Source organism: Lelliottia jeotgali, assembly GCF_977070485.1.
Genome location: NZ_CDRVFO010000007.1, coordinates 81,356 through 95,684, shown reverse-complemented (window position 1 = coordinate 95,684; position 14,329 = coordinate 81,356). Strand labels below are relative to the sequence as shown.

Here is a 14,329-nt window from a genome sequence, read left to right as displayed (position 1 = left end):
GTTATGGACCTTCCCCAAGGTGTGAAGGCCGCGGATCATAATGCAAGTGATTGCAGGTCACAATTGAGATTCGTTACCATTCACTGCGAACTTACAATCTTTACAAATTCTCTTTACGGTTTAATCAAGCTGAAACGTCTCGGGTGAAGAAAGGACTTGTACGGCGTAAAAGGGAATCAATATCATTGCCGCCTTTACACTCTCAACGGTGCCGCCGCCATGCTGCTTCATATCCCCGGCCTGTTCGACGCCGACGAGCTTGCCCGCATTCGCGAGGCACTGGAGCAGGCCGATTGGGCCGATGGCAAGGCCACGGCCGGCTATCAGTCGGCCAAGGCCAAGCACAACTTGCAGCTGCCAGAAGGTCACGCGCTGGCGAAGGAAATCGGTAGCGCGCTGATCGACCGCCTGTGGAAAAACCCACGGTTCATGTCGGCGGCCCTGCCGCACAAAGTCTTTCCGCCACTGATCAACTGCTACCGCGAGGGTGGCAACTTCGGCTTCCACATCGACAATGCCTTGCGCCAGCCAAAAGGCAGCCCGGAGCGAGTGCGCACCGACCTGTCCTCGACGCTTTTCCTGAGTGATCCGGACAGCTATGACGGGGGCGAACTGGTGATCCAGGACACTTATGGCGAGCAGCAGGTCAAGCTGGCTGCCGGTGACCTGGTGCTGTACCCGGGCACCAGCCTGCACAAGGTCAATCCGGTGACGCGCGGCGTGCGTTATGCGGCGTTCTTCTGGACCCAGAGCCTGGTACGTGAGGACAGCCAGCGGGCGTTGCTGTTCGAGATGGACAATGCCATCCAGCAACTCACCGCCGATGTGCCCGAGCATCCCTCGTTGCTGCAATTGACCGGCACCTACCATAACCTGCTGCGCCGCTGGGCAGAGGTCTGAGCCGTGTCCTATCAGTTGCGCCGTGAAGAAGTGGTGGATGTCGCAGGCCTCAAGGCCATGCTCGAAGGCAGTCCGGGCAAGGCCGCCCAGGCGATTCTCGCGGCGGCAGGGCAGGGCGTGATCGAGGCGCAGTTGCTGCTCGGGCAGATCCTGCTAGACGGCCGTGGCATCGAAGCGGATGCCGGATTGGCCCGGCGCTGGTTCGGCATTGCCGCCCAGGGTGGCAGCGCCATGGCGCACAACATGCTCGGGCGTTGCCTGGAGCATGGTTGGGGCGGTGAGGTGAGTGTGGCGCAGGCTGCGGTTCACTATGCCCGTGCGGCCGACGCCGGGTTGGATTGGGGCCTGTATAACCTGGGCAACCTGCTGGCTACCGGGCGTGGGGTACCGGCCAATCAGGCGCAGGCATTGATGTGCTACGAGAAGGCTGCGCAGCTGGGGCATGCCAAGTCGATGAACCTTTATGGGCGTTACCTGGAGCAGGGTATCGCTACGGCGCCCAGCCCGGCGCGGGCAGTGCGCTGGTACAGGCGTGCCGCCGAGGCGGGGGATTTTCGTGGGATGTTCAGCCTGGCGCTGGTGCTGGTAGAGCGTGGCCAGATGGCCGAGGCAGGGCAGTGGCTGGAACAGGCGCGGGTTGAGGGGAACATGAATTTCCTGCGCAGTGCTTTGGCGACCTTGCAGGGAGCGGGGCCAGGGTTGATGGCCTTTGCGGCGCGGTATGCCGCAGAGATAGAACAGCGCGAAGCGTGATGGTGTCGGTACTGGCCTTATCGCCGGCAAGCCGGCTCCTACAGGTACTGCACAAGGCTTGAGCCCTGTGGAGCTCTATATTGGAGCCGGCTTGCCGGCGATGGGGCCAACCCAGGCACAAATGAAAACGGGGCCTTTCGGCCCCGTTCTGCATTACAGGTAGTAGGCCTTCAGCGGCGGGAAGCCGTTGAATTCCACCGCGCTGTAGCTGGTGGTGTAGGCACCGGTCGACAGCCAGTAGAGGCGGTCACCGATCGCCAGGTTCAGCGGCAGGCCGTACTTGTAGTGCTCGTACATGATGTCGGCGCTGTCGCAGGTCGGGCCGGCGATGACCACTTCTTCCATCTCGCCTTTCTTTTCGGTCCAGATCGGGAACTTGATGGACTCGTCCATGGTTTCGATCAGGCCGGAGAATTTGCCCACGTCGGTGTATACCCAGCGCTCGACGGCGGTGCGCGACTTGCGCGCAACCAGCACTACTTCGCTGACCAGGATACCGGCGTTGGCGATCAGCGAACGGCCTGGCTCAAGGATGATTTCCGGCAGGTCGTCGCCGAAGTCTTCCTTCAGGAAGCGGATGATCTCTTCAGCGTAGGTTTCCAGGCTGTTGGTGCGGGTGATGTAGTTGGCCGGGAAACCGCCACCCATGTTGATCAGCTTCAGCTCGATGCCGTCTTCTTCCTTAAGACGCTCGAAGATCACCTTGACCTTGGCGATGGCGGCGTCCCACACGCTGATGTCGCGCTGTTGCGAACCCACGTGGAAGGAAATGCCGTATGGCACCAGGCCCAGATCGCGGGCCAGGATCAGCAGGTCCATGGCCATGTCGGTCTGGCAGCCGAACTTGCGCGACAGTGGCCAGTCGGCAGTGGTGGAGCCTTCGGTGAGGATGCGTACGTAGACCTTGGAGCCCGGCGCGGCCTTGGCGATGTTGCGCAGGTCGGCTTCCGAGTCGGTGGCGTACAGGCGCACACCTTTTTCAAAGAAGTAACGGATGTCCTTGGACTTCTTGATGGTGTTGCCGTAGCTGATACGGTCGGCGCTGACGCCACGGCCCATCACCTTGTCCAGCTCATAGATCGAGGCGATGTCGAAGCTCGAGCCTTTCTCTTTGAGCAGGTCGATGATCTCGACCGCCGGGTTGGCCTTGACCGCGTAGTAGACCTTGGCGAACTCGAAACCGGCGCGCAGGTCGTCGTAGGCCTGGCTGATCATCTGGGTATCGATGAGTACGAACGGGGTTTCCTGCTTGTCGGCGAACGCCTTCATTTTCTGGAAGGTGTCACGCGCGAAATAGTCTTCGACCTGGATCGACATGCTCAGGGACTCCATGGGCAAACTGAAAAGATAAGTGGCTGCAAACTGAACGTCCTCCGTATCCCCACTTTGGTTCGCCTACTCAGTACTTGAGCCGGATGGATCGTTTCCAGCATGGACGTTCGGCGCGCACTTTAGGGCGTGAAGAATGCAAGATCAACAGGTAATCCGGGCGTGTCGGCCCAGGAACGGCGCGTTGTCACTTGAATAACCGACTCGTGTGACCGGCAGATGTTCCCCGCGCGTTGGCAGGCGTAAAAAATTGTGGAATAGACCGTTTCGGGCCCGTCACGGGCAAGCCCGCTCCCACAGGGATAGTGCGGTTTCTATAGAGGCGTTCTTACCCGCGAGAAAGGCGAAGGTGTTCATATTTATGGCCACGTTCATTGGCAGTGCAGTGCCTGAAATCACTCATAAATTTTTTGTTACCGACTGGCGGATTTGCTGTGCTTTATGAGAAATATTACTATTCGCGCCATTATCTGGCCCCTTGCTGACGACCCCGACCGTGTCCGGACACAAAGGCTTCCTCGACCATTACCAAGAGCTGATCGGCACCTGGACGCGCAAGCTGCGCAGTCGTCAGCAGGCCGAGGACCTCACCCATGACGCCTTCATACGGGTTCTGGAAAACCCGCGCGAGCAGGTCGAGCAGCCACGTGCCTACCTTCACCAGACCGCCCGCAACATTGCGGTGGACGGTTTTCGCCGCGAAGACCGGCGCCAGGCGCTCGAGCTTGAAGCCTTTGATGAAGGGGCCGGCGGCACGGACGACCCCGAGGCGTATGTACATGCCCTGGAACTGGCCGCCAGCGTCGAGCGGGCGCTGGCCGAGCTGCCGCTCAATTGCCGACGTGTGTTCATCTGGCAGAAGCTCGAGGGGCTGACCCAGGCCGAGATCGCCGAGCGCATGGGTTTGACCAAGAATATGGTCGAAAAGTATATGATCCGCACGCTCCGGCATTTGCGTGAGCACCTGGATGTGTCGGCAAGATGAGTCAGGAGACCTTGTCTATGAAACAGCACGGCACCGATACCGTCCGCCAGCAGGCTGCCGAGTGGTTCGCACGCGTGCAGGATGCACCGGACGATGCCGTGCTCCAGGCACAGCTGCGTGCCTGGCTGGAGGCTGATCCGCAACACCGCGAGGAGTATGAGCATCTTGTCAGCCTGTGGCGGGCCGCCGACTGCATACCGCGCCAGCGCCTCGATGCGCTGTGCCAACCTGAGCCGGTGCAGCAGTTGCCACGGCGGCGTTTCCTGCGCCAGGCACTGGCGGCCGGTGTGGCGGTAGTTGCCCTGGGGCTGGGCTTCAGTGGCTGGCATTACCAACGCCTCAATCATCAGGCGCAATTGCAGACCGCCTTTGCCGAGCGCCGTCAGATCTTACTGCCGGACGGATCACAGCTGGAACTCAACGGCGCTACGCAGTTGCAGGTCGACTACAGCCCGGGGCGGCGGCAAATTCGGCTTGATGCCGGCGAAGCGATGTTCATTGTCGCCCACGACAGCAACCGGCCGTTCGTGGTCGATACCGCACAGGGCAGTGTGACCGTCACCGGTACCCGCTTCGATGTGCGGCTCGACCCTGGCGCCACCCGTGTGGCAGTGGAGCAGGGCTCGGTAAGCGTGCGGGGCAAGGATGCTTCGCTGGCGCAACTGACGGCGGGCCTGGGCATACAGATAGATGCACAAGGCAAGCTTGCTGCGCCCTATGCGGTCAACGCCGCTGCGCTGACGGCGTGGCGCCAGGGCAAGCTGGTCTTTGACAACGCCACCCTGGCTGAAGTGGTTGCCGAAGCCTCGCGCTATCGCACAGAGCCATTGCGCGTTGCCCCCGGCAAGGTGGCGCAGATGCGCCTGTCCAGCACCTTCAGCATCGATGATACCGATGCACTGCTGCGCGCCTTGCCGAGCATCCTGCCGGTGGCGATCAAAACCCGTGAAGACGGCTCTCGCGAAATAATCGCGAAATAGATTCAGGTTTTTTTCGGCTCGTTCGTCTTCCTCGCCAGCTGCAACTGCCAAGCATTTCCATTTGCATGCAGTTGGCGTTTATCCCGAACTTCAGGATGTCTTGACGACGTGAACAACAATAAACCTTTGCCGCGCTTGCGCGTTATGGCGCTGGCCCTGGCGGTCAGTGCCGTGGCCGTCAACAGCCACGCCGGACAGGGCGACACCACCATCCAGATCCAGGCTCAACCTTTGGCTTCGGCGCTCAGCCAATTGGGCCAGCAAACCCACCTGCAGCTGTTCTACAGCCCTGAGCTTGTGGCCGGCAAGCAGGCCCCGGCGGTGTCCGGTAAGCTGGCGCCGGTGCAGGCCCTGCAACAGTTGCTGCAGGGCAGCGGGCTGACCTTCGAAATGTCCCAGGATACCGTGGTGGTAAAGCCGCTGCCGACCACCCTCGACCTGGGCAGCGGTAGCCTGGAACTGGCGCCCACCGATATCAACGTGGTTGGTGACTGGCTGGGTGATGCCGATCAGGCCGTTGTGCAGAATCACCCCGGTGCGCGCACCGTGGTGCGCCGTGAGGCCATGGTGGAAAAGGGCACGATGAACGTGCGCGACGCACTGCGTGGCATCCCGGGCGTGCAAGTGCAGGACTCCAACGGCACAGGTGGCAGCGACCTGTCGCTCAACGTAGGTGTACGCGGCCTGACGTCGCGCCTGTCGCCTCGCTCTACGGTGCTGATCGATGGCATCCCGGCCGCTTTCGCTCCTTACGGTCAGCCGCAGCTGTCCATGGCGCCGATCTCCTCGGGCAACCTCGACAGCATCGATGTGGTGCGTGGTGCCGGTTCGGTGCGCTATGGCCCGCAGAACGTCGGTGGGGTGATCAACTTCGTCACCCGGGCGATCCCGCAGCAGGCTTCGGCGGAGCTTTCCACCACCCTGGAGACCTCGCAGTACGGCGGTTGGAAGCACACCGAGTCGGCCTTCGTCGGCGGCACTGCCGACAACGGCATGGGTGTGGCGCTGCTGTACACCGGGGTGAACGGCAACGGCTACCGGCAGAGCAACAACGGCAATGACATCGACGACGTCATCCTCAAGACCCACTGGGCACCGACCGACGTTGACGAGTTCTGGCTCAACTTCCATTACTACGATGGCCGTGCCGACATGCCCGGTGGCCTGACCCAGGCCCAGTACGACAGCAATCCGTACCAGTCACTGCGTGATTACGATTACTTCGCCGGGCGTCGCAAGGACGTGTCGTTCAAATGGCAGCGCCAACTCGACGAGGCCACCCAGTTCGAAGTGCTGACGTACTACACCGACAGCTTCCGCGGCAGCACCATTGCCTCGCGTGACATGAAGACCCTGTCGTCCTACCCGCGCAATTACCACACCTTCGCCATCGAGCCGCGCGTTTCGCGGATCTTCTTCGCCGGCCCCACCACCCAGGAAGTCAGTGTCGGTTACCGCTACCTCAAAGAAGCCATGCGCGAACAGTCGACCCGCCTGGCGCTGATCGACAACGTTCCGACGCCTACCCCGACGTCCGACGGCCATGTATTCCAGGACCGCAGCGGCGGCACTGAGGCCAGTGCCTACTACATCGATGACAAGATCGACGTCGGCAACTGGACCATCACCCCGGGTGTGCGCTTCGAGCACATCAATACTGACTGGCGCGACCGCCCGGTGCTGGGTGCCAACAACCGCCCGGTGGCTGAGAAGAAACGCAGCATCACCAGCAATGAACCGCTACCTGCGCTGAGCGTCATGTATCACATCTCCGATGCCTGGAAGGTGTTTGCCAACTACGAAACGTCGTTCGGCAGCCTGCAGTACTTCCAGCTGGGCCAAGGCGGTACCGGTAACAGCACGGCTAACGGCCTGGAGCCGGAAAAGGCCAAGACCTACGAGCTGGGTACGCGCTATGACAATGGTGCTTTCGCCGGGGAGCTGACGGCCTTCTACATCGACTTCGACGACGAGCTGCAATACATCAGCAACGACGTGGGCTGGACCAACCTGGGTGCAACCAAGCACCAGGGTATCGAGGCGTCGGTACGCTACGACCTGGCCGGGTTGGACCGGCGTCTGGAAGGGCTGTCGGTGAATGGTGGCTACACCTACACCCGCGCGACTTATGAAGGGGAGATTCCCGGCTTCAAGGGGCGCGATCTACCGTTCTACTCACGCCAAGTGGCCACCGCCGGCCTGCGCTACGCGGTCAACCACTGGACCTGGAACCTGGACGCCTACGCCCAATCCAAGCAGCGCGCGCCGGGTACGGGGGTCAATGCCGACGGGAGCTTCAATGGCGACTACATCACCGAGCCGAGCGCTGACGGGCAGTATGGCGACATTCCGGGGTATGTGACCTGGCATGCGCGTGGTGGCTATGACTTCGGACCGAAGATGGCCAATTTGAAGCTGGCGGCGGGGGTGAAGAACCTCTTCGACAAGCAGTATTTCACCCGCTCCAGCGACAACAATGCCGGCATTTATGTGGGTGAGCCGCGGACCTTCTATGTGCAGGCCAGCGTGGGGTTCTGATAGCAGCAGTGCCTCAATCGCAGGCAAGCCGGCTTCCACATTGACAGCAGCGCTGCCGAACCCTGTGGGAGCCGGCTTGCCGGCGATGGGAGCGCGAAGCGCTCCCTTTGATCAGGAAACCACCGCCTCAGCCGGTGAGACGATGCTGGTCTTGGCCCCGCGCGATCTCCCCGAGCTCAGGTAAGCCGCGATCGACTCCTGCGTCACCTCGCCCAGGAACACCTGTTCGGCATCGAGCACCGGCAACCAGGCGCGGTTGAACTCGTACATCCGCGACAGCAGGATGCGCAGATGCTCATCGTGGGAAGCCGTTGCATTGAACTGGCGCAGGAAATCCGCGCAAGTGCCTTGCTGGCGGTGCATGTCGCGCCGGCGTACATACCCCAGCGCCTTGTTCTGTGCATCGGTGACCACCACATAGCGGCGGTCGTGCTCGTCCAGCAGCTCCAGCGCATCGCTCACGGGCGTTTCTGGGCTTACCGACGGGGCGTTGTCCGCCGCATCTTCGGCGCGCACCAGCAACAGGCGTTTCAAGGTGCTGTCCTGGCCCACGAAGTTGCTGACGAAGTCATCCACCGGGTGCGCCAGCAAGGTGTCCGGGTGGTCCAGTTGCAGCAACTTGCCGGCGCGGAAAATGGCAATCTTGTCGGCCAGCTTGATCGCTTCGTCGATGTCGTGGCTGACCATGATCACGGTCTTGTTCAGCGCCCGCTGCATTTCGAAAAACTCGTTCTGGATCATCTCGCGGTTGATCGGGTCGACTGCGCCGAACGGCTCGTCCATCAACAGCACCGGCGCGTCTGCAGCCAGCGCACGGATCACCCCGATGCGCTGTTGCTGGCCACCGGACAGTTCACGCGGGTAGCGTTGCAGGTACTGCTTGGGCTCGAGCTTGATCATGTGCATCAGCTCACGGGCGCGGTCGTGGCACTTTTGCTTGTCCCAGCCGAGCAGGCGCGGGACCACGGTGATGTTCTCCTCGATGGTCATGTTGGGGAACAGGCCGATCTGCTGGATCACATAGCCGATATGGCGGCGCAAGGTCACTTCGTCCAGGCCGCTGGTGTCTTCGCCATTGATGAACACCTGGCCGGAGGTTGGCGTGATCAGGCGGTTGATCATCTTCAGCGTGGTGCTCTTGCCACAGCCCGATGGGCCGAGAAACACGCAGATTTCGCCTTCGTTGACGGTCAGGCTGACCGAATCGACGGCTTTGACGTCCTTGCCGTTGACGTTGAAGGTTTTGCTGAGGTTCTTGAGTTCGATCATGAGCGCAGTCCTTCTGGAGTCAGGGCACGTTGCAGGGTTTGCAGGAGCAGGTCGGCGATGATTGCCAGCAGGCTGACCAGTACGGCGCCGACCAGCAGCATCGACATGTCGCTGCGGCTGATGGAGGTGAGGATGAGTACGCCCAGGCCACCGGCACCGATGGTCGCGGCGATGGTCATCACGCCAATGTTCATCACCACGGCAGTGCGCACGCCGGCGAGGATGACGGGGACGGCAATGGGCAGCTCGACCATGCGCAGGCGCTGGCCGAAGGTCATGCCGATACCGCGCGCGGCTTCACGGATGCCAGGCTCGACGTTGGTCAGGGCGAGGTAAGTGTTGCGCAGGATGGGCAGCAGTGAATAAAGAAACACCGCAGTGATCGCAGGCAATGGCCCCAGGCCCTGGCCGAACTTGGAGTAGAACGGCAGCAGCAGGCCGAACAGGGCAATCGACGGGATGGTCAGCAGCACTGTGGCGCTGGCCTGCAATGGCCCGGCCACCACCGGGAAGCGGGTCATCAGGATGCCCAGCGGCACGCCGACCAGGATTGCCAGGCCGACGGCAATGCCGACCAGCATGATGTGCTGCCAGGTTAGTTGCAGCACCAGGGCCCAGTCGAGGTGGGCGAAGGTATCGAGCAGGCTCATGGCTGCACCTCCTTGAGTGGATGCTCACGCAGGAATGCTGCGGCCACGGCAGTCGGGCTCTGGTGCTCGACGTCGACCTTGGCATTGAGCTGGCGCATGGTCTCGTCATCGAGCTGCTCGGCCAGTGGCTTGAGCAGGGCGACCAGTTGCGGGTTGGCGTCGAGCACGGCCTTGCGCACCACTGGGGCCGCGGTGTAGTCGGGGAAGTAGTGCTTGTCGTCTTCCAGCAGCTTGAGGTTGAACGCACTCAGGCGGCCGTCAGTGGTGTACACCAGGCCGGCGAACACCTGGTTGTTGTGCATGGCGGTGTAGACCAGGCCGGCGTCCATCTGCCTGATGTTGGCTCGGCCGACTTGCAGGTCGTACATCTCCTTCAGGCCTACCAGGCCGTCCGGGCGGTTGGCGAACTCGGTGTCCAGGGCTACCAGGTGGTTGCGCTGGCGCTCGTCGCGCAGCACTTGGTTGAGGTCACTGATCGTGTTGATCTGTGGGTAGGCCTCGGCGACCTGTTTGGGCAGGCCCAGGGCGTAGGTGTTGCTGAACTTGGTCGGGGTCAGCCAGATCAGGTCCTTCTTGGCGTCCAGCGCCTTGACCTTGGCGTAGGTGGCTTCGGCGCTGGGCATGCGCTCTTCGATGTGGTTGTACGACACCAGCGACACGCCGGTGTATTCCCACATCAAGTCCAACTGGCCGGTCTCCTGGGCCTGGCGGGCGAGACTGCTGCCAAGGCCGGAGGTGACGCGCACATCGAAGCCATTGGCGCGCAGGTATTGGGCGGTGATTTCGGCGAGTACGGTCTGTTCGGTGAACACCCGTGCGCCGATGCGCACCAGGGGTTTTTCCGCCGCCTGGGCAAAGCCTGCGAACAGCAGGGCCGCGCCCAGCAGCAAGGCGATTCTCTTCTTCATACGTTCCCTCTTTTTATTGGGCCAGGCCACGTTCCAGCCAGCGCTTGCTGGAGAAACTCACCGCGGCATCCAGCGCCAGTGCCAGCAACGCCGTGCAGGCCGCGCCAAGCAGCAGCTGTGGCTGGTTGTTCAGGGCAATGCCGGGGAAGATCAGGCTGCCCAGGCTGTTGGCACCGATCAGGAACGCCAGGGGCGCAGTGCCCACGTTCAGCGCCAGGGCCACGCGCACACCGCCGACTATGATCGGCACGGCATTGGGCAGTTCCACCTGCCACAGTTGCTGGCGCGGGGTCATGCCGATGCCGGTGGCGGCTTCCTTGAGCGAGGCGGGGACGTTTTTCAGGCCTTCGTAGGTGTTGCGCACGATGGGCAGAAGGGAGGCGAGGAACAGCGCGAAGATCGCGGGCCCGGCGCCGATGCCCAGGATACTGAGGGCGATGGCCAGAACGGCCAGGGGGGGAATGGTGTTGCCAACGTTGAAAAACTGCATGAAGCGCTCGGCTTTGTCGACCCGGTGCGGTCGACTCAACGCAATGCCGGCGGGGATGCCCACGGCCAACGCCGCCGCCATCGAAGCCAGCACCAGTACCAGGTGCGCTTGCAGGTAAAACCCAAGATCGTCGCGGTAACGCGCGATCGTGTCGATGCCGATCCAGTGAACCAGCAGGGCCAGGATGACGAGCACGGCGGCCCATCCCAACAGCCCTTTTCCGTAGCGTGTAGCCACAGGCGGACTCCTTGTGTTGTCGGCGAGCACACTCTTTTTATGGCCGGCCATGGCTGGCGGCGAGTGGTGTGTTCGCGATTAGCAGCGTGAAGCAACCGAAGGCTGCGATCAGGCCATGAGCCGAACCCCGTCGGGCCCGAAAATGCTGATGAAACCAGTCCCCAAGCGAAGCGGGTTGCAGGGGAGTGGACGTCTCCGAGGGCGTAAAGGTTCCCATCTGCAGCGGCATTTGGCCAGTGTTAATCACTGGGGCGAGTGTTTTTTCGTACTAAAAAACAGCGTGAATCCTACGTAAAGGCGTTGGTTTACCTGCTATCTGTCTATCTGTGCTGATGGACAAAACAACCTTTCCGATTCCTCCTGTGACGCTTGACGGTTTTTGTGAAACCAGGCGAAACGCGCCTGACTGACCATCGTTTACCAACGGAGGGGATCAAATTTTGGTCCCCGCCCAACTTCAGGTATGATATCGCCCCTTTTTGAATCCCCCAGTCAGGCGATTTCCCATGACCAACCAGGCCGCCGAAGTCGCGAAGCGCCGCACTTTCGCAATCATTTCCCACCCCGACGCCGGTAAGACCACCATCACCGAGAAACTCCTGCTGATGGGCAAGGCCATTGCCGTCGCCGGTACCGTGAAGTCGCGCAAGTCCGACCGCCACGCCACCTCCGACTGGATGGAAATGGAGAAGCAGCGCGGTATTTCCATCACCACCTCGGTGATGCAGTTCCCGTACCGCGAGCACATGATCAACCTGCTCGACACCCCCGGCCACGAAGACTTCTCGGAAGATACCTATCGCACCCTGACTGCAGTGGACTCGGCGCTGATGGTGCTCGACGGCGGTAAAGGTGTAGAGCCGCGGACCATTGCCCTGATGGACGTCTGCCGCCTGCGCGACACGCCCATCGTCAGCTTCATCAACAAACTCGACCGTGACATCCGCGACCCGATCGAACTGCTCGACGAGATCGAAGCGGTACTGAAGATCAAGGCCGCGCCGATCACCTGGCCGATCGGTTGCTATCGCGACTTCAAGGGTGTGTACCACCTCGCCGGCGACTACATCATTGTCTACACCCCGGGCCACGGTCATGAGCGTACTGAGGCGAAGATCATCGAGAAACTCGACTCTGATGAAGCCCGTGCCCACCTGGGTGACGAGTATGACCGCTTCCTCGAGCAGCTCGAGTTGGTGCAGGGCGCCTGCCATGAGTTCGATCAGGACGAGTTCATCAATGGCCAGCTGACGCCGGTATTCTTCGGTACCGCACTTGGCAACTTCGGTGTCGACCATGTGCTTGACGCCGTTGTCGACTGGGCGCCGCGCCCGCTGGCCCGTGTAGCCCACGAGCGTACCGTGGAGCCGGTTGAAGAGAAGTTCACCGGCTTCGTGTTCAAGATCCAGGCGAACATGGACCCGAAACACCGCGACCGTATCGCCTTCATGCGCATTTGCTCGGGCAAGTACGAGAAGGGCATGAAGATGCGCCACGTGCGTACCGGCAAGGATCTGCGCATCGGTGACGCGCTGACCTTCTTCTCGTCCGAGCGCGAGCAGCTCGAAGAAGCCTACGCTGGCGACATCATCGGCTTGCACAACCATGGCACCATCCAGATCGGCGACACCTTCACCGAAGGCGAGGCGCTGGGCTTCACCGGCATCCCGCACTTCGCCCCGGAACTGTTCCGCCGCGTGCGCCTGAAGGACCCGCTCAAGTCCAAGCAGCTGCGCCAGGGCCTGCAGCAGCTGGCCGAAGAGGGCGCGACCCAGGTGTTCTTCCCAGAACGCAGCAACGACATCATCCTTGGTGCGGTCGGTGTGCTGCAGTTCGACGTGGTCGCCAGCCGCCTGAAGGAAGAGTACAAGGTCGAGTGCGCCTACGAGCCGATCACCGTGTGGTCGGCACGCTGGATCAGCTGCGACGACAAGAAGAAGCTCGAAGACTTCCAGGTCAAGGCCATGGAAAACCTGGCCATCGACGGTGGCGGTCACCTGACCTACCTGGCCCCGACCCGGGTCAACCTGTCGCTGATGGAAGAGCGCTGGCCGGACGTCAAGTTCCGCGCTACTCGCGAGCATCACTGATCCTGGGAGGGCTATGCCCTCCTTTCGCGACACAAGGCCGCTCCTACAGAAGCTCACCTATTCCTGTAGGAGCGGCCTTGTGTCGCGAAAGGGCCGCAAAGCGGCCCCATTTCAGTTCCCCGCCTTGATACTGGTCCAGATGCGTGTACGAATGCGGTCGATTTTGGCCGGCATCGCCTCCAGCGCATACAGCTTGCCCATCATCTCTTCGCTCGGATAAATCATGGTGTTGCCCTTGAGTGCCGGGTCCACCAGGGCGTCGGCCTTGAGGTTGCCGTTGGCGTACTGCACATGGTTACTGATATTGGCCATCACCTGCGGCTGCAACAGGTAATTCATGTAGGCATAACCCGCCTTCTCATCCGGTGCATCGGCCGGCATGGCAACCATGTCGAACCACATCGGTGCGCCTTCCTTGGGGATCGAATAGCCGACCTTCACCCCGTTCTTCGCTTCATCGGCGCGGTTTTTCGCCTGCAGCACGTCACCCGAGAACCCTACCACCACGCAGATATCGCCATTGGCCAGGTCACCTGTGTACTTGGATGAATGGAAGTAGCTGATGTACGGGCGCACCTTCATCAGCAGTTCCTTGGCCTTCTCGTAGTCCTTCGGGTCTTTGCTGTGGTGCGGCAAACCCAGGTAGTGCAGGGCGATGGGTAACAGTTCAGGGCCGTTGTCGAGCACGGCGACCCCACAGCTCTTGAGCTTGCTCATGTACTCGGGCTTGAAGATCAGGTCCCACGAATCCACCGGGGCGTTGTCACCGAGCACTGCCTTTACCTTGTCGATGTTGTAGCCGATGCCGGTACTGCCCCACAGGTACGGGAAACCGTACTGGTTGCCGGGGTCGTTGACCTCCAGCGCCTTGAGCAGCACCGGGTTGAGGTTGTTCCAGCCGGGTAGCTGCGACTTGTCCAGCTTCTTCAGGGCCTTGCCCTGAATCTGTCGGGCCATGAAGTGGTTGGAGGGGAACACCACGTCGTAGCCTGAGTTGCCGGTCATCAGCTTACCGTCGAGGGTCTCGTTGCTGTCGTACACGTCGTAGGTCGGGTTGATGCCGGTGGCCTGCTGGAAGTTCTTCAACGTGTCGGGGGCCACGTAGCTGGACCAGTTGTAGATCTTTACCGAGTCGGCGGCATTGGCCACGCTGGCGGCCAGCATCAGGGGTGCGAGAAGGAGGGTACGCATGTCGGGTTT

General features: G+C 61.5%; 12 protein-coding genes. 6 read left to right on the top strand and 6 right to left on the bottom strand.

All coding sequences use genetic code 11. From position 1 onward, the window contains the following. Positions 1–219 precede the first annotated feature (219 nt). Together ACW4TB_RS12515 and ACW4TB_RS12510 are read left to right on the top strand one after the other, a co-directional pair. Positions 220–900, top strand: coding sequence for a Fe2+-dependent dioxygenase (locus ACW4TB_RS12515; protein ID WP_012316127.1), 681 nt, complete (start codon positions 220–222; stop codon positions 898–900). A gap of 3 nt (positions 901–903) precedes the next feature. Next, the gene (locus tag ACW4TB_RS12510; protein ID WP_012316126.1) at positions 904–1,653 is read left to right on the top strand and encodes a tetratricopeptide repeat protein; all 750 of its coding nucleotides are present in this window, start codon (positions 904–906) and stop codon (positions 1,651–1,653) included. A gap of 153 nt (positions 1,654–1,806) precedes the next feature. Here the strand turns inward: ACW4TB_RS12510 and ACW4TB_RS12505 are convergent, their stop codons facing one another. Next, positions 1,807–2,970 carry a type III PLP-dependent enzyme gene (locus ACW4TB_RS12505; RefSeq protein ID WP_012316125.1) on the bottom strand — a complete coding sequence of 388 codons (1,164 nt, stop codon included), beginning with the start codon at positions 2,968–2,970 and terminating at the stop codon, positions 1,807–1,809. 508 nt (positions 2,971–3,478) lie between these two features. Between ACW4TB_RS12505 and ACW4TB_RS12500 the strand changes: the two genes are divergently transcribed. The 3 genes from ACW4TB_RS12500 (at position 3,479) to ACW4TB_RS12490 (ending at position 7,485) form a co-directional block, all read left to right on the top strand. Then, positions 3,479–3,967 carry a sigma-70 family RNA polymerase sigma factor gene (locus ACW4TB_RS12500; protein WP_012316124.1) on the top strand — a complete coding sequence of 163 codons (489 nt, stop codon included), beginning with the start codon at positions 3,479–3,481 and terminating at the stop codon, positions 3,965–3,967. Between the two features lie 17 nt (positions 3,968–3,984). Continuing rightward, the gene (locus ACW4TB_RS12495) at positions 3,985–4,947 is read left to right on the top strand and encodes a FecR family protein (RefSeq protein ID WP_012316123.1); all 963 of its coding nucleotides are present in this window, start codon (positions 3,985–3,987) and stop codon (positions 4,945–4,947) included. A gap of 108 nt (positions 4,948–5,055) precedes the next feature. After that, on the top strand, positions 5,056–7,485 hold the full coding sequence (locus tag ACW4TB_RS12490; protein ID WP_279930648.1) for a TonB-dependent siderophore receptor: 2,430 nt from the start codon (positions 5,056–5,058) through the stop codon (positions 7,483–7,485). A gap of 111 nt (positions 7,486–7,596) precedes the next feature. Here ACW4TB_RS12490 and ACW4TB_RS12485 read toward each other — a convergent pair whose 3' ends face one another. From ACW4TB_RS12485 to ACW4TB_RS12470, 4 genes are read right to left on the bottom strand one after another with little or no spacing between them, the layout of a single operon-like run. Then, entirely contained in the window at positions 7,597–8,754 is a 1,158-nt protein-coding gene (locus tag ACW4TB_RS12485) for an osmoprotectant ABC transporter ATP-binding protein OsmV (RefSeq protein ID WP_012316121.1), read from the bottom strand. Continuing rightward, a complete protein-coding gene (locus ACW4TB_RS12480) occupies positions 8,751–9,404 on the bottom strand; it encodes an ABC transporter permease (RefSeq protein WP_012316120.1) in 654 nt (217 codons plus the stop codon). The genes ACW4TB_RS12485 and ACW4TB_RS12480 overlap by 4 nt, the downstream gene beginning before the upstream one ends. Next, positions 9,401–10,312, bottom strand: coding sequence for a glycine betaine ABC transporter substrate-binding protein (locus tag ACW4TB_RS12475; protein WP_012316119.1), 912 nt, complete (start codon positions 10,310–10,312; stop codon positions 9,401–9,403). The genes ACW4TB_RS12480 and ACW4TB_RS12475 overlap by 4 nt, the downstream gene beginning before the upstream one ends. Before the next feature lie 13 nt (positions 10,313–10,325). Further along, positions 10,326–11,039 (bottom strand): ABC transporter permease, encoded by a 714-nt coding sequence (locus ACW4TB_RS12470; RefSeq protein WP_012316118.1) that lies wholly within the window; start codon positions 11,037–11,039, stop codon positions 10,326–10,328. A gap of 506 nt (positions 11,040–11,545) precedes the next feature. On the opposite strand from ACW4TB_RS12470, the gene ACW4TB_RS12465 reads away from it, so the two are divergent. Continuing rightward, positions 11,546–13,129 carry a peptide chain release factor 3 gene (locus ACW4TB_RS12465; RefSeq protein WP_012316117.1) on the top strand — a complete coding sequence of 528 codons (1,584 nt, stop codon included), beginning with the start codon at positions 11,546–11,548 and terminating at the stop codon, positions 13,127–13,129. 111 nt (positions 13,130–13,240) lie between these two features. Here ACW4TB_RS12465 and ACW4TB_RS12460 read toward each other — a convergent pair whose 3' ends face one another. Further along, positions 13,241–14,320 carry a polyamine ABC transporter substrate-binding protein gene (locus tag ACW4TB_RS12460; RefSeq protein ID WP_046784466.1) on the bottom strand — a complete coding sequence of 360 codons (1,080 nt, stop codon included), beginning with the start codon at positions 14,318–14,320 and terminating at the stop codon, positions 13,241–13,243. Between the last annotated feature and the right edge of the window lie 9 nt (positions 14,321–14,329).